Source organism: Ruminococcus albus 7 = DSM 20455 (genome assembly GCF_000179635.2).
In the GTDB taxonomy this organism is placed as follows: domain Bacteria; phylum Bacillota; class Clostridia; order Oscillospirales; family Ruminococcaceae; genus Hominimerdicola; species Hominimerdicola alba.
This window is the reverse complement of sequence record NC_014833.1, coordinates 882000-903592: the sequence shown is the minus strand read 5'-3', so window position 1 is coordinate 903592 and position 21593 is coordinate 882000. Positions and strand designations below refer to the sequence as shown.

Genomic DNA, 21593 nt, shown 5'->3' with positions numbered 1-21593 from the left:
ACTATTATGATACTTACAGGCAGTGAAGATTTAAGAGTACGCAGGACGATAGATTCGATCAAGAGCGTATTTGAGCAGATGATATGCGAAATGGATTACGGCAAGATCAGGGTTACGGAGCTTTGCAACCGCGCCATGATAAATAAAAAGACATTCTACGTCTACTATCCTACCCTTGACGATCTGCTTGCGGAGATACAGACGGAGTATTCTGCGGAATATATCGAGCGCATCAAGGACTACAAGCTGCCTGATGAGCTTGACAAGGTGAACCGCGAATTCTTTCTTTTTTCGGAAGAAAAGGGGCTTGCCTATGAGAAGATCACCTGTGCGGGCAATGAGTCTTACCACTATATCCGCAGCGGTATGATAAAAAAGGTCACCACCGCAGGCTGGAGCAGTTCAAAGAAATACGGTTCACTGCCGGAATATCAGCAGACCATGCTTATGAACTTCGTCAATAACGCTGTTCTCGGCATTTACAGGCAGTGGATCGAGGAAGGCAAGCAGCAGTCTGTGGAGGAGATCACCCGGATCACAAACAGGCTTGTGCTTGGTGGAGTAAGAGAATTTTTCAGATAGGAGCAAGAAATATGGAATACAAAAACGGCTATGTATATGACCTGATGGATAAAGGAGGTCCGACAAAAGTGACCGAGCCTTATTTCAAAGAAGCGGTTGATGAAATGATGAGAGCAAGAACGCTGTGTGCAAAGGCAAATGCGGTACTTCCCGATGATCCGTCATATGTGGGCTATCTTGAGGAGTTGTTCGGGCGCAAGCTCGATGATGTCAGGATACTCACACCCTTCACCTGCGATTTCGGAAACCGTGTGAAGTTCGGAAAGGGCGTATTTATCAATCATTCGGCTATTCTTTCCGCATCGGGCGGTATCGAGTTTGAGGACGGCGTTATGGCTGCGCCGGGGCTTCGCATCGCAACGATCAACCACGATATGTACGACCGCCACACTACATACACCTACGGCAAGGTAACGATCGGGAAAAATGCGTGGCTCGGTATGGGCTGTACGATCTGCCCGGGTGTTACCATCGGAAAATACGCCGTTGTTGCGGCGGGAGCAGTTGTCACAAAGGATGTTCCCGATTATGCGGTGGTCGGCGGTGTTCCGGCTAAGGTCATCAAGATGCTTGATCCTGAGCAGATGAAAGACTGAGGAGTGATATGTATGAATCATAAGATAGCTGTTATTGTATCTGCACTGTTCATGGCTCTGACCATGACTGTCTGCGGAAGCGGTGAGCCTGTCTCTGCACCGAGCGTAGCTGAAACAGACAAGGCGGCCGTTAAGGAAAAGCTGAACAAGCAGGACAGTAAGTCCGATGACAGCACTGTTACAACTCAGGCTGATGCAGAAACTCCGACAGACAGTGACGGCACGAATATCCTTGTTGCGTACTTCTCACGCGCGGACGAGAATTACAATGTCGGCACGATAGATAAGGGCAACACACAGATAGTTGCAGAGTATATTGCAGATGAAGTCGGTGCGGACAGCTTTCATATCGAAACTGTTACGCCTTATCCCGCGGACTATGACGAATGCTGTGATGTGGCAAAGCAGGAGCTTGCCGACAAAGCCCGTCCTGAAATTCAGGGCGGTGTTGAGAATATGGAGCAGTATGATATTGTTTCCCTCGGCTACCCGATATGGTGGGGCGATATGCCGATGGCGGTCTATACCTTTATGGACAGCTACGATTTCTCCGACAAGGTGGTTATCCCGTTCAACACCCACGAAGGCAGCGGTGAATCGGGAACATACTCTGCGATCAGAAGCTATCTGCCGAATGCACAGGTGCTCGACGGTATGGATATACAGGGCAAGACTGCGCAGGAGTTCAGCTCTGATACACAACAGTCTGTCCGTGACTGGCTTGACGGTTTGGGATTCTGATATGAAAATGAAGATAAAAATCGAGGCTGTTGCAACCGCAGCACCCTCTAACCATATCCGAACATCAGAGTAAAAAAACATATTAACTGGTGAAATAAGCTGTTTCAGTGCGCACACCCCCAAGCCCTCTTCAAAAAAGAGGACTCGGGGGTGTTATTTTCTGCTGGTTTTTATGCCGTTTTCAGTTCAAAAAGAGAAATTCCAAGTCGGTTTTCTGAGATCTTAGATCTCATAATTCATGTTAAGACGCACTAGACAATTTCTCATTTTTGTGGTACAATCCTTTCGGTGGTTTAATGGTTTTTTGCAATTATATTATACCACAAAAAGAAGAGCTGGCACTACCTTTCAGGTCTGTGCCAGGCTCTTTTTCTTTGTTAGGGCTGCAACAGTCGCTTTTTATGTCTGAGCCATCGGGATCGACTCATTTTATTGATCCGTAAATCAGTATGTTCATTACCGAGTTTGTTTAGCTCTGCTAAAAATATAGATTTGATCTTATTCAACTTTGCCAAAAATATTATGGCCCTATTGACAAATAATACTTTATGTGATATGGTTAGTTACAGAAGTAACCAACCAGCCATGTGATGTACTTCTGAATAGCTATTCGCGGAAAATAAAATAACATATGTGTAGAGATCAAAGAAAGGAGAACTGAACGGTATGAGCGTAAATTATCCGCATTTCAACGATATCGAACCGCTGTTTATACAGATAGCCCAGTGGCTTGAAAACAAGATAGTCACAGGTCAGCTGGGCGAGGGCGAGCAGATACCCAGTACCACAGAGCTTTCCCACAGTTTGAAGATCAACCCTGCAACAGTACGTAAAGGTGTCAACATTCTTGTGGAAAAAGGACTGGTATATAAAAAGAGAGGTATGGGTATGTTCGTAGCTGAAAATGCAAATGAAAATGTAAGAGATGACAGACGAGTCAAATTTTATGATGATTTTGTAGCTCCACTGCTGAACGAAGCGGACAGACTGGGACTTACCCGCGAAGATATCATCGGTATGCTGAAAGGAGATGAGGACTGATGAGCAGGATAGAGATAAAGACACTTACAAAAAGATATAATAAAAAGACCGCTCTTGACGGTGTTTCGCTAAGTATCGAAAAGGGTATGATCTACGGGCTTTTAGGACGAAACGGTTCGGGAAAATCAACACTTGTTGACCTGGTAGGCGGACGTATTTTCCCTGATTCGGGTGAGATCACACTTGACGGCGAAACAGTCACCGAGAACGATAAGCTGCTTCGTCACATATATTGCATGAGTGCCGAGGATCTTCTTCCCAAGCACATGAAAGTGAAAGACACCATTAAGGCGCAGAAGTATTTTTATAAGGATACCGATGAAGACTATGCACTGAAACTCTGTGATATTTTTGGCATTGATACGAAAAGACGTCTTTCTCAGCTTTCGACAGGTCAGCATACTCTCGCTAAGGTGATACTGGCACTATCCAGCGGAGCTGATTTCATCTTCCTTGATGAACCTGTCCTTGGAGTTGATGCCAACTGCCGCGAAAAACTATATAAGCAGATCATCGAACGCTTTGAAAAGACCGAAGCTGCATTCGTTATTTCCACACATATTATCGATGAATGTGCAGGATTGTTCGAGCATTGTTTTGTACTGGAGGACGGAAGACTTATCGCAGATGATGACTGTGAAGATCTTCAGGCGAAGGCTTACCTCATCGAGGGAAAAACCACAGACGTGACTTCATATCTCAAAGATAAAGAATATCTGACCAAAACAATAATAGGTACGCTGTGCTGTGCCTGTGTCACAGGCGAATCAAAAGATGTCCCTGAAGGACTGGAAGTTTCACGCCCTTCTTTGCAGCAGCTTCTGATAGCTATGACAGGAGGTGTACAAAATGCGTGAATTTCTCGGTTACGCCTTTCGCGGTAAAGAGGGACTAAGAAGATACCTTAAATATTTCGGGCATAGTCTTGGAGTATTGTTCCTGCTACATATCATTCTGCTCATTATGGGTATTATCAGCGTAAATATCAGGAATGACTGGAAAAATTTCTACGAAAGCGCAGGTACTGCTGCGGCAGGTATCATTTTCGGGATAGTTCTGCATGATCTTATAAAGATATCGCTGCACAACGGAACTTCAAGAGCAAGTATTCTTGTTGGAAGCGGTACAGCAGCCCTGACATTCGGCGCACTTACTTCAGTGATTATCGAAGCTGTCTACCTTTTGACCGATGGTATTTTCAGACTTGCAGGAATGAGACTTGACTGCATCATAATGTGCGATGAACGTCATAACTGGGCAGGCGGTGAACAGCTGTCTATGCAGGGTATGAACGATCTCATTGTCCACGATCCGAGGTTTATATTTTTCAGCATCAGCGAGATATTCCTGCTTGTAATGCTTGCCTATACAGCAGTGATGGTATTCTTAGCGGTAAAGCATAGAACAAATCTTTTCGGAGTATTGACGTCATCTGCGTTAACTGCATACTGCTACTTTATGGTCTTTATAGACTACGGCGGTTCGGTAACACTGCGCGGAGAAATTATGTCAGGGCTCAGAGATAAAATGATATATATAGGAGAGATACTTCATCCTGATCCCACGGCACCGGGTCAGTACGGCGGCTGCATCGGAGCGGTCATGGCATTTCTTTCAACTGCCCTGATGGTATTCATGATAGGCTATCTGGTATATGCCCTTTTCATACTAAGGGTACCCGCCGCAAAGCAAAAGAGAGGTCGTGAATAATATGAAAGAGAGTCTAAGATATATTATCAAAGCCAGATTCGGTATATTATTCACAGCGGTAACGGGTGCTGTTACCATGCTTCTGACGGCAGGGATCTTCGCTCTTCCGCTGATGAATATGTACAGATATGCAGCGGGAGAACCTGAAACTACGAAATTTGAAGCAGCAGACATCCTCCGCCTGAACTTTGAGCGCAGCAGCACCGCTAAATTCGAGATAGTATCGGTGATAGCTGCCGCAATATGCGCGGCACTTCTTGCCAAAACTGCTTCGGGATTTTTCAGTGCAAACGGAGTAAGCCGCAGGACATCGACAAAAGCACTGTACACCTACGTACCCATAACTTCGCTGATTCTCACCGCTGAAGATCTGCTGATGCGGCTGTGTCTTGTAAGAAACACGATCTTCATTAATTCGAGATCACTCAAAAGTTTGATCTTCGGCAGAGGTGCTTACGACATTTTTGCCGACCGACCATCATTCATTTCCGAACTCGCAGGGGCTGCGGTTTACTTTGCAGCAGCAATTCTTTTTATGTATGCTGCAATAATTTTTGTATCCCGTTCCCGTGCCGATACGATATAAGAAAGTATGATAGATGTTATCATTATTGTTTGGGGCTGTTGCAACTACGCAACAGCCCCTTGCCAGTAATGAGATACCGTTTGAAGATTCCCCTAAGTACGGAGCAGATCGATATACTAGAACTATGTGAGCAATACCGCTGCTGCTGAAACGAAAGCTGCCTTCAAAGACGGTGCAGCAATAATGCTTGAAGTTCTGGAATAATAACTATAATATAATCAACAATAAAGGGTATGCCTTCAGAAAATGGAAGGTATACCCTTCTGTTTAAAATACCCTATGCGAACTGTTATACTTTGTTGATAACGCTGAAAAACAAAAATATCCAGAACTCATATTGACATTGTGTCAGAATAGTGTTATAATATCTATAGTGACACGATGTCAGAATGCAATCAAGGAGTGATACTTATGAAAAAAAGCATTGATACAAAACTGGCACTCTACCCCACACCTGTGACCGTGATCAGTACAATGAACGGCGATAAGCCAACATGGACTCTTGTTGCGCATATCGGTATAATCGGTCATGACCGTATCCTTGTGAGCCTTGCAGAGCCCCATTTTATCAATAATCTGATAAAAGAGAACGGCAGACTTTCCGTTAATCTTGTGACAGAGGAAATGCTCCCTGCTGTTGATGTTTCAGGTTCTGTTACAGGGGCTAAGGCTGACAAATCCGATCTGTTTGAATATGAGATCGGCAAATGCGGTATGCCGATCATCAAAGCGGCAAATCTCACCATTGAATGTAAAGTCGATGACATCTACAAAACACCAAATTTCGAGAGCTTCATCTGCACGATAGACAATACCTACGTTGAGGAGGACTGCCTGAATGATAAGGGCAAGCCCGACTACACGAAGGTCAGACCTGTGTTGTTTGAGTTCCCGAATTATCAGTATCTTCAAACAGGCAATGTGATCGGGAAATGCCTGAGCTTTAAGAAGGAGGAAAATTAATGCCAAAGGGTTCACCTGAACTGACAGCTTCACGAAAAAGCGAGATCGTTAGTGCCTGTGAAAAGCTCTATCAGACCATGAGCTTCAAGGAGATAACTTTGAAAGAAATAAGTGTAGAAACAAGCTTTTCCAGACCGTCTATCTACAACTATTTTCAGACGAAAGAGGAAATATTCCTTGCACTGATGCAGCGTGAGTATGAACTGTGGGCAGAGGAAATGAACGAGCTTGCAAAGAAAAATGAAACGATGTCCGCTGACAGCTTTGCATCATCACTTGCACACTCACTCGAAAACCATGAACAGCTTTTGAAGCTCCTTGCTATGAATCACTACGATATGGAGGAAAACTCACGGCCCGAACGGCTGACGGAGTTCAAAGTTGCTTATGGAGCTTCCCTGGATGCAGTTAGAGCTTGTGTAAGAAAATTCTTTCCTGATATCGACTGTGAACGCTTTATATTCGTTTTCTTCCCTTTCCTTTTCGGAGTATATCCCTATTCGGTGGCAACACAAAAACAGCTTGATGCCATGCGTGATGCAAATATGGACTTTAAGATGCACAGCATATATGAAATAATTTATTCCTGCGTGATACAACTTTTGGGAGGTGCAAAATGAAATACACAAAACTTGGTAATTCAGATCTGAATGTTTCAAGGATATGTATGGGCTGTATGGGCTTCGGAGATGCTTCAAACGGTCAGCATTCGTGGACGATAGACGAGGAACATAGCCGTCAGATAATTAAAAGAGGACTTGAACTCGGCGTGAATTTCTTTGATACAGCAATAGGTTACCAGTCCGGAACCAGTGAGCAGTATGTGGGCAGGGCGCTTCGTGACTTTGCAAAGCGTGATGACGTAGTGGTTGCAACAAAGTTCCTGCCGAGAACACCTGCGGATATAGAAGCAGGTATCAGCGGACAGCAGCATATCGAGCGAATGATAAACAAGAGTCTTGAAAACCTCGGAATGGACTATGTTGACCTGTACATTTATCATATGTGGGACTGGAATACGCCGATCTATGATATACTGGACGGTCTGAACCGTATCGTCAAGGCAGGAAAAGCAAGATATATCGGTATTTCAAATTGCTATGCTTGGCAGCTTGCAAAAGCAAATGCACTGGCTGAGAAAGAAGGCTTTGCAAAGTTCGTCAGTGTTCAGGGACATTACAATCTGATCTTCCGTGAGGAGGAGCGTGAAATGGCTATGCTCTGCGCTGAGGACAATATCGCCATGACACCTTACAGCGCTCTTGCAAGCGGCAGGCTCGCACGTCTTCCAGGAGAAACTTCAAAGCGAGCCGAAGAAGACACTTACGCTAAATTCAAATATGATGCAACAAAAGAACAAGACGAGGTTATCATCAGGCGTGTTGCAGAGCTTGCTGAAAAGCACGGTGTTTCCATGACAGAAGTATCCCTTGCGTGGCTGCTGACAAAGGTGACTTCTCCCGTTGTCGGTGCAACAAAGCTGCACCATATTGAAGGTGCTGCAAAGGCGGTCGATCTGGAGCTGTCTGCCGACGAGATAAAATATCTCGAAGAACCATATGTTCCTCATTCACTTGCAGGTGTAATGGCGCAGAACAAGCCTGCAAACAAAAATGAAAAGCACGTCTGGTCAACAGGCAGTCAGAAAATTTAAGGAGGATAATACTATGACTAACTTACCAAAGATCGCCCTCGGTGCATGGGCTTGGGGAAATGACGGAACATTCGGCGGAAATCTGACAGCAGATACCCTCCGCCCGATCTTCAACAAGGCTATGGAAAATGGTTTGAACCTGTGGGATACCGCTTATGCTTACGGTATGGGTACATCTGAAAAAGTTCTGGCTGACTTTGTGAAAGATCTGCCAAGAGAAAGCTATCTTATCTCCGATAAGTTCACACCTCAGTGTGCAGATGCATCTTCTCCGACGGCAATGAAGGACATGATCGAGATGCAGCTTGAACTTATGGCACTTGATCGTTTTGACATTTACTGGATTCACAATGTCTGGAATGCTCCAAAATGGACCGAGGAACTTGCAAAATACTTCGAGGGCAGGGATGACGTTCCTATGATCGGTGTTTCCAACCACAACCTTGCAGAGATAAAGGAAGCTGCAGAGATACTCAAAGCACACGGTCTGAAACTCTCGGCAGTGCAGAATCATTACAGCCTAATCAACCGTTTTTCTGAGGAGTCCGGCATTTTGGACTACTGTAAAGAGAACGATATAACATTCTTCTCGTATATGGTACTGGAGCAGGGCGCACTTTCGGGCAAGTACGACACAACTCACCCCATGCCGGCTGGCTCGGCAAGAGCAGACAGCTATAACCCCATTCTCGACAAGCTGGAGGTCATGAACAAGGCTCTCGGCAAGATCGCTGATAAATGCGGAGTAGGAATCGCACAGATCCCGGTTGCGTGGGCTATTGCTAAGGGAACGCTTCCGATAATCGGTGTAACAAAGGTCAGCCACGTTGAGGATGCTGTGAAGGCGTCAAATATCACGCTGACCTCCGATGAGGTAAAGGAGCTTGAAAGCGTTGCCGACGGTCTCGGATTGAATGTGATACGCTTCTGGGAAAAAGAAATGAAGTGATCGGGTGAAGTTTATCAAAAAATATAAGGCAGTGAGAGTTATGCTTTGGACAGTAATTATCATACTTTCGATAATAGTATTTGCTCTCATTTTCATGCGGGCATATCCCGTTTTCGGCGGCAGACCAACCCAAGCAGACCGTGAGGACTATGCCGAAAGATCTGAGGGATATTTTGACGGCAAGCATTTCAACTACCCCTCCGAGTGGGTGCTTAAAGGAGTCTCTGCCGACAACAGAGTATCATCAAAGGAAATCTCACCAAAAGACGAACTGCCTGTGATGACTCCCGACTTTGCAAAGGAAAGCGAGGGCGATATGGTCATCACATGGCTGGGTCATTCCTCATCGCTTATACAGATGAATGGAAAAAATATCCTCGTTGACCCCGTGTTCAGCAAGCGCTCATCACCTGTACAATGGACAGGACCCGCTCGGTTCACCGAGCCTTCGGTAACCATTGATGATCTCCCGGATATTGACGCTGTACTTATCACCCATGACCATTACGATCACCTTGATATGGATACCATAAAAGCACTTGAATGCAAGACAGCACACTACATAGTTCCCCTCGGTATCGACAAGCATATCACACGCTGGATAGACGATGACATCAAGGTAACGAACCTTGCATGGTGGGAGAGCTTCGCCCTTGACGGCTTGGAGATACACTGCACCCCTGCTAACCACAAATCCGGCAGGGCACTTGATAATCAGCAGACAACTCTTTTCTGTTCGTGGGTATTAAAGGACAAATATCATCAGATACTCGAAAGCAGTGACACTGGCTACGGCGCACACTTTGAAGAGATACACAAACGCTTCGGGGATTTTGATCTGTTCATGCCCGATTGCGGACAGTACAGCATCAACTGGCACTACTGGCATATGTTTCCCGAAGAGAGCGCACTTGCTGCCGAAACACTTCACACAAAGTCTGTTATGCCTATCCACTGGGGAGCTTTCGTACTTTCCGATCATGGCTGGGATGACTCTCCCGAAAGGCTGACTGCCGCCTGCGAAAAAAAGAATATTGAAGTTATAACACCAAAGCTCTGTGAAACCATGTCTCTGAATGATTCGGAAAGTTTCCATGAACGCTGGTGGAGAGACTATGAGTGATAAAGGAGATCATTAAATGAAAAAGGTCATTATTTCACTAGCTGCCGTATTCTGTATGTTCAGCTTCACTGCCTGCGGTAATGCTGGCAAAAGCAGTTCTGCAAAAAATGAAACCGTTAAGCAGGATACTCATACTGAACGATCAGACGAGCAAAACGAAGATAAAAGATCTGATGAAGATAAAGCAGTGCCCGGACAGACAGAAACCGACAATACGAACGAAAGCAGCAACAAGGACACAATAGTAGTGTATTTCTCCGCAACAGGCACGACAAAGGGTGTGGCTGAACGTATCGCAAGTGTCACAAATGCCGATATTTTCGAGCTTATCCCTGACGAGCCATACTCTGATGCAGACCTAGACTGGAATGACAAAAACAGCCGCACTACCATTGAGATGAACGATCCCGATGTGCGCCCTGCGATCGCTAATGATACGGTCGATCTGAACGGCTACAGCATCGTTTATATCGGCTATCCGATATGGTGGGGCGATGCTCCGAGAATGATGAGTACATTCGTTGAGGCACATGACTTTGACGGCAAGACGGTCATTCCGTTCTGCACTTCGGGCGGCAGCGGTATTGGCAGAAGCGGAAGTAACCTCGCTTCGCAGGCTGGAAGCGGAAACTGGCTCGCAGGCGACAGGCTCGATGCTGATATTTCCGAAAACGAGATACAGGACTGGGTAAATGATATGAATTAAACAGGGAGGGACTGTTATGCAGACAAAGACAGGTATCATCAAAAGGATAGTCGATGTGGTGCTGACAGTCCTTTTGTTATTTTTAATGGCTTTTCAAGTGACTGGCGATGTGCTTCACGAGTGGCTTGGTATAGGCATGACTGTAACGCTGATACTACACCATATACTCAACCACAAATGGTATAAGTCCATTTTCAAGGGGAAATATTCGCCCTACCGTATCTCAATGACTTCTGTGAACACGCTGCTGCTTGTCTCGATAGCTTTGACCGCACTAAGCGGGATGTCCATGAGCGGACACGCTGTACCCTTTATGTATGGACTTATCAATGTAATGACCGCAAGAAAACTGCACCTTGCGACGTCCTATTGGTCATTTATTCTTATGGGTATACATATCGGTCTGCACATGAAAGCTATGACCGCAAAGCTGCCTGAAAAGGGCAAAATGATATTCAAGGTGATACTGACAGGTATTTCAGGCATGGGACTATGGCTGTTTCTGAAAAACGGGATCGTAAATTATATCACGTTCCGGACGCACTTTGCTTTTCTCGACTATACAACGGCAAAGTGGATCATTATCCTGCAAAACCTTGCAATGCTTATGTTTTTTGCACTTGCCGGATATGTGCTGTCAGAAATTACCCAAAAGGATAAAGATAAAAAATATTCACTAAAACCTCTTGTATGGGTGAGCTGTGCTATTATCATAGGTATCGTGCTGAATCTCACACTGAATAAGGACAGTTCAGAAAGCAGCTTTGGTGATTCGGGTTGGCAGACTTCGCAGAATACTACCGTTCAAACCGGAGTACATATGAACGCAGATCCAACAGAGCAGGTCACAACAGCGGAGAATAACACTACAGTTCTAACAGCGATATCCAATGTTGACTATATTACCAAAATCGGTTATAATATTTTTCATAGATGTTCTCGGCAGGAAATGGTCTGCTGAAAATCCACATCATGAAAAGAGAATAAGATTGAAATATAAGTATACCAATGAAAATATAAGAAAAAAGATAAAGGACGATGAGAAGAGTTTTTATATCAGCATCGCTATGATATCATTGGCGGTATTTCTGATTTTTATAAGCTTATTAAGTACTTATAAAGATCTTTCCACTGACAGAAAAATAGATCCTGACAATTTGCATATCGAAGATGAAACTATCTACTCTGCCGAAATAACCGAAACCCCTGTGGAGGTCTATCCACATTATTATGCCGTCAGAACAGATAAAGATGTGATACTTATGAGAGGCATCAACGAGGCGATAAAGGAACAGCAGGTAGTCGGATATGTCAAAGTAAAAGGAATACTAAAGAATACTCTCAGCAAAGCCAAGGCATCTGCCGAAAAGTACTTTATTGATAACAATATATATTCTTCCGAAAACATGAAAAAGCATTCAAGCTTTTTCATGGACTGCGATAAAATAGGTTTCACGGATAGGCTAACAGATGAACATCCAGTCGGGATGGTTTTCGGAATAACCTTGCTGGTATTTTGGGCAATGTGGGAGTCCGTATCAAGATCAATTAATGCCATCAAACATCTGAGACCGAATTGCGGAAGTATCAGATTTACCCATCAGGAGATCGATGATCAAGCTAATCTTCCAAACTCAAAATGGATATCGTCAAATGATGTGTATATCACTCCCAAAATAGTTATAGGTCTCAACCGAGGTCTAACAGCTGTGGAGTATTCCGATATCGAAAAGATCTATGTTAAGAAAAAAAGACATACTGAATCCAATAAATTCAGAAAGCGTCCTTTTAAACGTACACGAAAAAAATACTACACCTATAAAGTCATTGCTGTGACCGGGAATAAAAAAAGGCTCACACTTTGCGAAAATAGAGGTATCGACCAGCAGTTAAGACCGACAATAAACGAAAAATGCGTACGCGATGTCTGGGCGGATGATTAAAACTGCTTTTTCATCTGATGCGCTAAGTTCGGAAAAAGCCATTTTCGGAACAAATACAGCGGTTAAAACACGACCTATGCATGACCAACTGTGATTCATTTTCATACAAAAAAACTCACCCGTAAACAGTTTGAACTGTTAACGGGTGAGTTTTTAATGTATAATTATTATACAGTTCAAAAGCAAACAGATCGTGCAGTGCAACGGCAGCAACACCTTTTACACTACACGATATCATAGAATAACATGGTTATCCCTTTAACACACCACAGATAATATACAATGCTGTCCAAATAAACAGACCTCAAAAACCGGAAAATATAGTATAATAGTGACAGAAACCGAAAGGAGCTGTCGCTATGTCAAAAAGATTTCCGAAACCTGAGATAACACTTGATGGGATATACTCAAAGTTCGCAGATGAAAGCTTTTGCAAGGATTTTCTGCTTGATATCCGCTTTGAAAAGGGCTTTGCCTGCCCGTTTTGCGGTGGCTCTGAGTACCGCAGGATAAGGTCACGCCATCTGCTGCGATGCAAGTTCTGTAAAGCAGATATATCCGCCACAAACGGAACTTTTATGCACAGAACACATATTCCGCTCAGACTGTGGATAGTCACCGCATTCCTCATTATGAGCAACAAATGCAGCGTTTCTGCTGTTACGCTGATGAGGTCTTTGGGAGTGACCTACAAGACAGCCTGGTACATCCTTCATCGCATCAGAAAAGAGCTATGGAATGCCGTGAAGAACGCTATTTGCGCGACGGGATCGTTGAACTTGATGACACGTATCTCGGTGCTCCGACTCACGGTAAAAAGCGCGGCAGAGGTACTGAAAAAGTCAAAATGATCGTAGCTTTATCAAAGAACGCTGCAGGAAATCCCGAGTACGTTAAAATGAGCGATGTGCCGAATTTAAAGGGCATAACTGTGGGTAGATTTGCCAGGGATAATATCCGCGCAGGCTCGAAGATCGAGAGTGATAATGCTCGAAGTTACAAGAAACCGCTGGCACAGAAATACTTCCATGTTTTTGAGACATATGATCCGACAAGCGGTCAGCTGAACTGGATGCATAAAGTTATTTCAAACTTCAAAGCAATGATCATGGGAACTTACCACGGAAACGAAAAGATCCACACAGCGTTGTATGCTGCCGAATACTGTTACAAATTCAACCGCCGCAAGCTGGGAAACAGTGCGTATTTAAGGCTTTGGGCTGCTTTGGTGCAGTGATCTTACTTGTGGTGTGTTAAAGGGATAACCATTTTTTTTAGATCTAAGAAGCAGAAAGACAGCTAAGCTTACACACTTAGCTGTCTTTCACTTAAGAATTATAGTATCTGACATTCTTAATTGAGGCTTACAGTTTACAAGACGAAGTATATGATCAGGACTTCCTGTATTTGGTAGTTCTTACGATATGGTATTACAATGAATATACATACCCTCGACCATGCACAACAGAATGTCAAGAAATGCCGCCGCACGCTCATGACTAAAGTCACGAGCGTGCGGCGGCTAAATCGTCAATGCTTTTTCGAGAATTTGTTCGATTATAAAAGTTGTTTTTGAAAAAACAAATATTATACTGTTCCCTTGCTATTCAACAATTTTTATGACAGTAGGTATTTCGTCAAGATAGTCATTATCAGCAAGTCCGAAAACATAAGTATACCCTCCCGGGAAAACTATGCTTTCCATAGGTCTGTACTTACCAAATTCAAATATCTCGTCAACACGATGGCCGTCTGTGTCATAGATACTGCCCATAAATCTTTCATCAACAACTACGTAGCAGTCATTTGAAACGCAGGAAATATACTTGGAACTATAATAGTCTTCGTATTCTGCAATTTTCTCACCTTTGTCATTCAACAATGATACCGTATACTTTTCTGACTGCTCATCATATTTTGCTACAGGCAGGAATCCGTTCTTATATTTCAGGTATGCTTTACCATCATAACCGGACATAGCCTGATCGTATCCGAAATTATAGTAGCTGATATCATATTTTTCATATTCGGGCAGTTCTGAATAATAGTCTTCAAGATCAATTTCATTCAGATCTTTGTCAACTATATGCGGAACAAAATCCTTGTCATAATATTTGATGTAATCATCATCGACCCACACTACATTTGAAGTATTGGGGTCTGTTATCAAGCTACCATCTGTTCTTATTGCAACTCCGGGGTTGAATCCAAGTTCTGATGATTCTTCTGTAGTTACGGCATATCCTATTCCTTCTGCTGAAAAACAATACGCAAGATAAAACTGTGGTTCAATAATGATATCACCGGTCAGATCTTTATACCCATACAATTTTGTTTCAGGGTCACGATAAGGGAAAAGCATATTTTTAAGCGGTTCGGGTACATCATTGATATCATTGACTATTATGTATCCCTTATCGGTTTTATCAACGTTTTTCTCGTTGGCAAGCAGTTCCTCAGTAGATTTGAATGTATAATTTACTTCAGATGTCTCTTTTGAAGAATGCACTTCTGTCTGAGATGTTGCTGCCGCTGAACCGTCTTTTGATTTGTTGTTTTCTGTTTTTCCACAACTACTAAAAGCGGACATAATAGATACAATTAAAACTATACCTAACTTAATTCTTGATAATTTCATTTTTTCTTAACCTTTCATATGTTTGAGTTCCTTGTTACTATCATATTCAAATCAGTAAAATTGTTGAAACGATATATATTTGGATCCTCCAATGTATATGAATAATTATTATATTTCTCTTCTAAAACATTAACAACTATCTTGAATTTACCTGAATGGTCTAATTTATGTGCTGGTGATATTGTTATATTATTATTAATGAAATAGCTGTTATCCTCATTATTTACTTTATTAAGTTTATCCAGATATTTTTTTCCAAAAATATCTGCAATTTGAGCTATAAACTGATATTCATTGTATGGATACCCTTCAGAAGATCCGTCCTTTAGTATATAAACAATATTAGTAGTATAATTTCCTGGCATAACCGTTGCTCTTCCACCGATTTTATAAGTTACATTCAAGATTATATTAAGAACATCATAGGTTATTATAGCCAGGGTATATGATCCATTTGATATATAATCGGCAAAAGCAGTAACTGCAATGTCTTCTATCATTTTTTTATACAATTGCTTGCACTCGTAATTGGTTTTACGTTCGTTTTTCATTTGATCATCAATAAAGAGAGTGCCTAATTCTGCTAAAAACGCAGATACAAATTCCTTTACTGTTTCTTCTGGCAATGCACTTTTATAATCTACTTTAAACTGTTCTCCAAGAACTGTGTACTGTCCGTATAAAAAACCATCGTATATTGCAGTAGATAGTATTGGTTTTATAGCGTCATCCAAAAGATCACCCATGTGATCAAATAAATAGTATTCCCCTATGCTATTTATTGTATCTGATAATCCTTCTTCTTTTAAATGTATTGAAAGATAATAGTTGTCAAGTCTCATGTTGTTGAAACTTGAAGTGCATATTTCTGGTGCTACATAGTGTCCATAATTATCAAAAGTACTATAATTTTTTGCAGTCACACCATAATTCTTTGCAGTATGAGCTCTGATGGCAAATTCAGTTGTTTGAAACATTTTTCTTTCGCCAAGTGATTTAGCATGATCCGCCATTGAATCAACAGAAAACATAAGATACTTATCTGCTTCTGATAGTAAATCTTCATCTTCAATTTTAGGATCTACAACAGTATAATCACAATATTCGCATTTATACACACCTGCGTCAGAATGATAAGCTAATATATGATGTGCGACATTATCACCATAAATTGCCGAATCGGTATTATTACTTGCTAACATATTTCCGAGTTGATCACAGACATCCTCTCTGAAGTTCTCTACTCGCTTTTTGTTAAAATTTGGGATATCCCAAATTACACCATCTAATAGTTTTGCTTCATAACGATCTTTGCTTATCTGTTTATATTCAACTACTATATCACCATCAGAAAGGTATTTGTAAAACGTATTTTTATTATTATGATCAAAGCCGAGATAAAGATCTATATCAGATGGTTTATGTTCTTTCGCTGCTTTAGATAAAGAAACACCATTAAACCAATAAAGATTCTTTTCCACTATGTCCGGCAGACCATCTTCATCACTATCTTTGTTGCCAAGATCACCACTTACATTATCAAAGCTACCCTGAATATCGATATCTTTTTTAGCATGATAATACTTTCCACCTGTTTCAGTTGCTATCGAATTAAGCAGAGGCTGGTCGATATCATTATTAGTTCCAAGACCGATCGTATAAATTGTTACTCCTGCGTTAATTGCTTGCGTTGTAAGGGATTTGTCATAAGGACCTTTACCATCAGTCAGAAGAATCATGATCTTCTTGTCGTTAGATTTTGACAATGCTTCCAGACCTTTGCTTACACCTGCAGTAAGAGATGTTCCGCCGGAACTGTCAATATCGTCTATTGCACTATACAATAATGTTCTATTACTTGTCAGATTACGGTTTATCTTAGACGAAGAGTCAAAATCAATTATAGCTGCCTCATCTATGCTGCTAAGCTTATCTACAAATTCTTTTGCAGCATCTTTTCTTAGATTTTTTGGGTCATTCCAGGTCATACTACCGGAAGAATCTATTACAAGTGCTATATCCATAGCAACAGTTTTTCCGGAGTTATCAACAGAAGTTCCTGCAAAATCCTTGTCCCAGATCTTTTCAAACGCTGTTTTGTTCAGTAGAATATACCTCGAAAAATGTGTGGTTTTTGCTGTTACTGTGCAAGTTACGGGATCATAGACCTGATCGTCAAGCAACACCATTTTTTGATTTACAATATCGCAGTAATAAACAGCAGGTTCAAAATCAGGTGTGTCAAGCAGACTTTCATCGAAAGTATACTTCATTGTTGCTGTATCAAACTCGCAGTCAACATAAAAATCAAATCCATTGCCAATAAATCCGGGCATTTCAGAAGGCAGGAACACATCATCTTCAGGCACTTTATCAATACTCAGACTGTCAACACTCTTACCGGGTATATCGATCGTTAGTTCGACTGATACCTTTGAATCACTTTCCTTTGAACTCTTAGTGATCGTATAGATGTCATCGCCGTCAGAAATGCCATCTCCATCCGAATCAGGATTTAAAGGATCCCTGTTATAGTTCACTTCATAACCATCAACAAAATCATCTCCGTCAGTATCCTTTACAAGAGGATCTGTGAAATGAACTTTTACTTCATCTCCGTCATTAAGATGATCGTTATCGGTGTCCTCTTCAAAAAGATCAGTACCGAGATCAAGTTCTTCTCTGAAATTCAGACCATCTCTGTCAGGATCTTCATCGGCATCGCAGATATCATTCTGATCCGAATCATATTGAATAGGATCGGTATGTGTAAAATATGCTTCTTCGTAATCGGTAAGACCGTCACTGTCAGTGTCGGGATCATTTACGTTAGTTCCCAGTATCTTCTCCAGCGGATCAACAAGACCATCTTTATCGGAATCATCCATTACTACAGAATAATTACCATTTTCATCAGCAATAAGCGATACTACGTTAGAACCTAGCTTTGTGCCTGAAAGCAGTTCCTGTTCAATATAAATATCAACAGAATTATGCCCATTTTCGACTTGATAATCATAGCTGAGATCATTAATATCTGTTACTTTAGTATAGTCAGTTCCATCGTAAGATGCCCATACTGAGAAAGCATCTCCTATCATATTTGAGTTCCAAGCCAACTTAACTAAAGAATTATCCGAATCATAATCTCCGACAGCTATTATTTCACGTTTTCCGTAAATACTAGATGCCAGTTCAATAAGGTAAGCATTTGATTCTGATGTTGAAATATTAACATCATTACCATTGATCTCAACCTCTTCTGCTATAATAACACCGCTGAAATCAATACTGGTAGCATTTATAATAACTTTTCCGTTAGGTGCATAAATTAGTCCATCCAGATCAACATTGTTTGCCTGTATTGAAATATCTCCATTAGCAGAATAAACAAATGCTTCTTTGTATTGATGAGTAGATAAATCAGTTGAATTAAACGATAAATCATTTTTAGAAGCAATGATGTCCTGAACCCAAATATTTCTTCCATATGCATTAAAAAAGTCATATGAAATAGTAGAGCTAAGTTCCAATTCTTCCTGCCAGTTAAATACTATACCATCATGATATTCATTTGCTCCTGTCAACCCGGCCAGATAATATAGACAATCACCCAATTGAGGTATATCCATATGATTTTCAGTACATACCCCTGTTGAATATGTAAGCTCACCACAGTAATTCTTTATTTCATTGGTATAATAACAACCACCATTGACAGTGACCTGATATCCTCCAAATTCAAGGCTATCATCACCATGAATATCTCCGTTAACATTAACATGAGTGCCATTTAGTTTAACTTTTTCTGCCAGTATACTATAATTATCATTTGAAACGATAATGTTGTCAGCGGATGCTGGCATAACAGCAGAAAGTGCGCCTGTCATAGTCAAAGCCAATAAGCCTGAAATAATCCGCTTAAGCTTCGACCGATTTTTGTCCTTCATTCTATTTCCTCCTATTTTACCATTTTGCTGATAGCTCAATAATCAGCGTTTAATTTGTCATGCGTTTTTTTACCAGATGATTATATCACGAATGTTATTCCTATGTCAATATAAAAATAATCAAATCGTTCAGTTTTACTTAAATCAGAAAATACTAAACTATAATTTGACAATTAAGACAATTGTCATGTTGAGAGAAAAGGAAGAACCCGAAAAAAGCCTTATTACAATTGAACTTACCCCAAAAACTCATAAAATACGACAGAAGTGTCTGGCTTATAATTGCCCGATAAGAAATAAAGCACAGACTGAATTCATAGAAAGATGGCATAAGCACGTTCTTGAATGTGTTTGATCAACAACATAAGCGTCTCACTTTTATGTGAGGCGTTTTTTTGTAACCGAAAACCCCCGGCTATGCCGGGGGTTCTAAAAAGCTTTAGCTATGAGTAGAAAAATAAAACCTCCTGTGATAAACTAAGAATAGGTCTGGCAACCGAAACTTAGAATAACAAGGAGGTATCGTCAATGACAAGAGACGATATAAATAGTTTAGCACATTCCAAGTGGAATTGCAAGTACCATGTAGTATTTGCCCCGAAATATCGAAGAATGGTGATTTATAATAAAATCAAAGTGGATATCGGAAAGATACTAAGAAAGTTGTGTGATCAAAAAGGAGTTAAAATAATCGAAGCAGAGGCGTGTCCTGATCATATACATATGCTGTTGTCTATTCCGCCCAAATACAGTGTAGCAGAGATAATGGGATATTTGAAAGGCAAGAGTAGTTTGATGATATTTGACAGACACGCAAATCTGAAATATAAGTATGGCAACAGGCACTTCTGGTGCAGAGGATACTATGTTGATACAGTAGGAAAGAACAAGAAAAAGATAGCAGAGTACATCAGGAATCAGTTGCAGGAAGATATAGTGTGCGACCAGATCAGCCTGTTTGAGACAGTAGACCCATTTACAGGAGAAAAATACAAGAAAAAGTAGAAAACGAATACAAAATACCCCTTGAGGGGTTGCACGGGAATGAAATGCGGTTGACAGACCTTTCCCGACCCCTTAAGGGGTAGTGTCAGTATCATGCCCTTATAGGGCTAGTGCAAACCACCCGTTTAACGGGTGGTTTTGATTATTCGGGCCTTTTTCATGAAATTATAACGTCTGATATCATTCTAAATATTCATCTATAATATTTACAGAGTTTATTTGTTGATAACCGGAGTAATCAAATTTTATGATTAAGATGAACATCAAGAAATAAGCTTCAAGAATTACTATACATGGTTATCCCTTTAACACACCACAGATAATTTACAATGCTGTCCAAATAAACAGATCTCAAAAACCGGGAAATATAGTATAATAGTGACAGAAACCGAAAGGAGCTGTCGCTATGTCAAAAAGATTTCCGAAACCTGAGATCACACTTGATGGAATATACTCAAAGTTCGCAGATGAAAGCTTTTGCAAAGATTTTTTGCTTGATATCCGCTTTGAAAAGGGCTTTGCCTGCCCGTTTTGCGGTGGCTCTGAGTACCGCAGGATAAGGTCACGCCATATGCTGCGCTGCAAGTTCTGTAAAGCTGATATATCCGCCACAAACGGAACTTTTATGCACAGAACACATATTCCGCTCAGACTGTGGATAGTCACCGCATTCCTCATTATGAGCAACAAATGCAGCGTTTCTGCTGTTACGCTGATGAGGTCTTTGGGAGTGACCTACAAGACAGCCTGGTACATCCTTCATCGCATCAGAAAAGCTATGAAATGTCGTGAAGAACGCTATTTGCTCGACGGGATCGTTGAACTTGATGACACGTATCTCGGTGCTCCGACTCACGGTAAAAAGCGCGGCAGAGGTACTGAAAAAGTCAAGATGATCGTAGCTTTATCGAAGAACGCAGCAGGAAATCCCGAGTACGTTAAAATGAGCGATGTGCCGAATTTAAAGGGTATAACTGTTGGTAGATTTGCCAGGGATAATATCCGCGCAGGCTCGAAGATCGAGAGTGATAATGCTCGAAGTTACAAGAAACCGCTGGCACAGAAATACTTCCATGTTTTTGAGACATATGATCCGACAAGCGGTCAGCTGAACTGGATGCATAAAGTTATTTCAAACTTCAAAGCAATGATCATGGGAACTTACCACGGAAACGAAAAGATCCACACAGCGTTATATGCTGCCGAATACTGTTACAAATTCAACCGTCGTAAGCTGGGAAACAGTGCGTATTTAAGGCTTTTGGCTGCTTTGGTGCAGTGATCTTACTTGTGGTGTGTTAAGGGGATAACCGCCAAGTATTTCTAGTTCTGATATTACACCAAATTAATTGGTGTGTAAACGGGATAATCGAGTCTATCCTAAAATTTGTGTAAACCTCTGAAGT

Annotated in this window: 19 protein-coding genes and 1 pseudogene; 18 read left to right on the top strand and 2 right to left on the bottom strand. The window is 41.5% G+C overall.

Annotated features, from left to right (window positions below):
* Positions 1–6 precede the first annotated feature (6 nt).
* From RUMAL_RS04110 to RUMAL_RS22915, 16 genes and pseudogenes are all read left to right on the top strand, one after another.
* Positions 7–582, top strand: coding sequence for a TetR/AcrR family transcriptional regulator (locus RUMAL_RS04110; RefSeq protein WP_013497517.1), 576 nt, complete (start codon positions 7–9; stop codon positions 580–582).
* 11 nt (positions 583–593) lie between these two features.
* The gene (locus RUMAL_RS04105; protein ID WP_013497516.1) at positions 594–1178 is read left to right on the top strand and encodes a DapH/DapD/GlmU-related protein; all 585 of its coding nucleotides are present in this window, start codon (positions 594–596) and stop codon (positions 1176–1178) included.
* 12 nt (positions 1179–1190) lie between these two features.
* A complete protein-coding gene (locus RUMAL_RS04100) occupies positions 1191–1919 on the top strand; it encodes a flavodoxin (protein ID WP_013497515.1) in 729 nt (242 codons plus the stop codon).
* 666 nt (positions 1920–2585) lie between these two features.
* Positions 2586–2960, top strand: a complete 375-nt coding sequence (locus RUMAL_RS04095; protein ID WP_013497514.1) for a GntR family transcriptional regulator — start codon at positions 2586–2588, stop codon at positions 2958–2960.
* Complete coding sequence (locus RUMAL_RS04090) at positions 2960–3817, top strand: ATP-binding cassette domain-containing protein (RefSeq protein WP_013497513.1); 858 nt, start codon at positions 2960–2962, stop codon at positions 3815–3817. The genes RUMAL_RS04095 and RUMAL_RS04090 overlap by 1 nt, the downstream gene beginning before the upstream one ends.
* Entirely contained in the window at positions 3810–4670 is an 861-nt protein-coding gene (locus RUMAL_RS04085) for a hypothetical protein (RefSeq protein WP_013497512.1), read from the top strand. Before RUMAL_RS04090 ends, RUMAL_RS04085 begins: the two co-directional genes overlap by 8 nt.
* Position 4671: 1 nt before the next feature.
* A complete protein-coding gene (locus tag RUMAL_RS04080) occupies positions 4672–5256 on the top strand; it encodes a hypothetical protein (RefSeq protein WP_013497511.1) in 585 nt (194 codons plus the stop codon).
* Positions 5257–5667: 411 nt separating this feature from the next.
* A complete protein-coding gene (locus RUMAL_RS04075) occupies positions 5668–6219 on the top strand; it encodes a flavin reductase family protein (protein WP_013497510.1) in 552 nt (183 codons plus the stop codon).
* Positions 6219–6839, top strand: coding sequence for a TetR/AcrR family transcriptional regulator (locus RUMAL_RS04070; protein ID WP_013497509.1), 621 nt, complete (start codon positions 6219–6221; stop codon positions 6837–6839). The genes RUMAL_RS04075 and RUMAL_RS04070 overlap by 1 nt, the downstream gene beginning before the upstream one ends.
* Positions 6836–7873, top strand: a complete 1038-nt coding sequence (locus tag RUMAL_RS04065) for an aldo/keto reductase (protein ID WP_013497508.1) — start codon at positions 6836–6838, stop codon at positions 7871–7873. The genes RUMAL_RS04070 and RUMAL_RS04065 overlap by 4 nt, the downstream gene beginning before the upstream one ends.
* Before the next feature lie 13 nt (positions 7874–7886).
* Positions 7887–8822, top strand: coding sequence for an aldo/keto reductase (locus tag RUMAL_RS04060; RefSeq protein WP_013497507.1), 936 nt, complete (start codon positions 7887–7889; stop codon positions 8820–8822).
* A gap of 40 nt (positions 8823–8862) precedes the next feature.
* Positions 8863–9945, top strand: a complete 1083-nt coding sequence (locus tag RUMAL_RS04055) for an MBL fold metallo-hydrolase (protein WP_013497506.1) — start codon at positions 8863–8865, stop codon at positions 9943–9945.
* Between the two features lie 16 nt (positions 9946–9961).
* Complete coding sequence (locus RUMAL_RS04050) at positions 9962–10651, top strand: flavodoxin (RefSeq protein WP_013497505.1); 690 nt, start codon at positions 9962–9964, stop codon at positions 10649–10651.
* 16 nt (positions 10652–10667) lie between these two features.
* On the top strand, positions 10668–11612 hold the full coding sequence (locus tag RUMAL_RS04045; protein ID WP_013497504.1) for a DUF4405 domain-containing protein: 945 nt from the start codon (positions 10668–10670) through the stop codon (positions 11610–11612).
* Positions 11613–11640: 28 nt separating this feature from the next.
* Positions 11641–12594 carry a hypothetical protein gene (locus RUMAL_RS04040; protein ID WP_013497503.1) on the top strand — a complete coding sequence of 318 codons (954 nt, stop codon included), beginning with the start codon at positions 11641–11643 and terminating at the stop codon, positions 12592–12594.
* Between the two features lie 359 nt (positions 12595–12953).
* Positions 12954–13831: pseudogene (locus tag RUMAL_RS22915) on the top strand (IS1595 family transposase).
* A gap of 366 nt (positions 13832–14197) precedes the next feature.
* Here the strand turns inward: RUMAL_RS22915 and RUMAL_RS04025 are convergent.
* The gene (locus tag RUMAL_RS04025) at positions 14198–15232 is read right to left on the bottom strand and encodes a hypothetical protein (protein ID WP_013497502.1); all 1035 of its coding nucleotides are present in this window, start codon (positions 15230–15232) and stop codon (positions 14198–14200) included.
* A gap of 14 nt (positions 15233–15246) precedes the next feature.
* Positions 15247–19182: a vWA domain-containing protein gene (locus RUMAL_RS20560; RefSeq protein ID WP_013497501.1), complete on the bottom strand. Its 3936-nt coding sequence runs from the start codon at positions 19180–19182 to the stop codon at positions 15247–15249.
* 528 nt (positions 19183–19710) lie between these two features.
* On the opposite strand from RUMAL_RS20560, the gene tnpA reads away from it, so the two are divergent.
* Both tnpA and RUMAL_RS04005 read left to right on the top strand, forming a co-directional pair.
* Entirely contained in the window at positions 19711–20187 is a 477-nt protein-coding gene (gene tnpA, locus RUMAL_RS04010) for an IS200/IS605 family transposase (protein WP_013483574.1), read from the top strand.
* A 406-nt stretch (positions 20188–20593) separates the two neighbouring features.
* Entirely contained in the window at positions 20594–21469 is an 876-nt protein-coding gene (locus RUMAL_RS04005; RefSeq protein WP_013497500.1) for an IS1595 family transposase, read from the top strand.
* Positions 21470–21593 lie beyond the last annotated feature (124 nt).

Coding starts and splice junctions, on each gene's coding strand:
- RUMAL_RS04110 (WP_013497517.1), top strand. CDS start 7: ATGATACTTACAGGCAGTGAAGATTTAAGAGTACGCAGGACGATAGAT.
- RUMAL_RS04105 (WP_013497516.1), top strand. CDS start 594: ATGGAATACAAAAACGGCTATGTATATGACCTGATGGATAAAGGAGGT.
- RUMAL_RS04100 (WP_013497515.1), top strand. CDS start 1,191: ATGAATCATAAGATAGCTGTTATTGTATCTGCACTGTTCATGGCTCTG.
- RUMAL_RS04095 (WP_013497514.1), top strand. CDS start 2,586: ATGAGCGTAAATTATCCGCATTTCAACGATATCGAACCGCTGTTTATA.
- RUMAL_RS04090 (WP_013497513.1), top strand. CDS start 2,960: ATGAGCAGGATAGAGATAAAGACACTTACAAAAAGATATAATAAAAAG.
- RUMAL_RS04085 (WP_013497512.1), top strand. CDS start 3,810: ATGCGTGAATTTCTCGGTTACGCCTTTCGCGGTAAAGAGGGACTAAGA.
- RUMAL_RS04080 (WP_013497511.1), top strand. CDS start 4,672: ATGAAAGAGAGTCTAAGATATATTATCAAAGCCAGATTCGGTATATTA.
- RUMAL_RS04075 (WP_013497510.1), top strand. CDS start 5,668: ATGAAAAAAAGCATTGATACAAAACTGGCACTCTACCCCACACCTGTG.
- RUMAL_RS04070 (WP_013497509.1), top strand. CDS start 6,219: ATGCCAAAGGGTTCACCTGAACTGACAGCTTCACGAAAAAGCGAGATC.
- RUMAL_RS04065 (WP_013497508.1), top strand. CDS start 6,836: ATGAAATACACAAAACTTGGTAATTCAGATCTGAATGTTTCAAGGATA.
- RUMAL_RS04060 (WP_013497507.1), top strand. CDS start 7,887: ATGACTAACTTACCAAAGATCGCCCTCGGTGCATGGGCTTGGGGAAAT.
- RUMAL_RS04055 (WP_013497506.1), top strand. CDS start 8,863: ATGCTTTGGACAGTAATTATCATACTTTCGATAATAGTATTTGCTCTC.
- RUMAL_RS04050 (WP_013497505.1), top strand. CDS start 9,962: ATGAAAAAGGTCATTATTTCACTAGCTGCCGTATTCTGTATGTTCAGC.
- RUMAL_RS04045 (WP_013497504.1), top strand. CDS start 10,668: ATGCAGACAAAGACAGGTATCATCAAAAGGATAGTCGATGTGGTGCTG.
- RUMAL_RS04025 (WP_013497502.1), bottom strand. CDS start 15,232: ATGAAATTATCAAGAATTAAGTTAGGTATAGTTTTAATTGTATCTATT.
- RUMAL_RS20560 (WP_013497501.1), bottom strand. CDS start 19,182: ATGAAGGACAAAAATCGGTCGAAGCTTAAGCGGATTATTTCAGGCTTA.
- tnpA (WP_013483574.1), top strand. CDS start 19,711: ATGACAAGAGACGATATAAATAGTTTAGCACATTCCAAGTGGAATTGC.
- RUMAL_RS04005 (WP_013497500.1), top strand. CDS start 20,594: ATGTCAAAAAGATTTCCGAAACCTGAGATCACACTTGATGGAATATAC.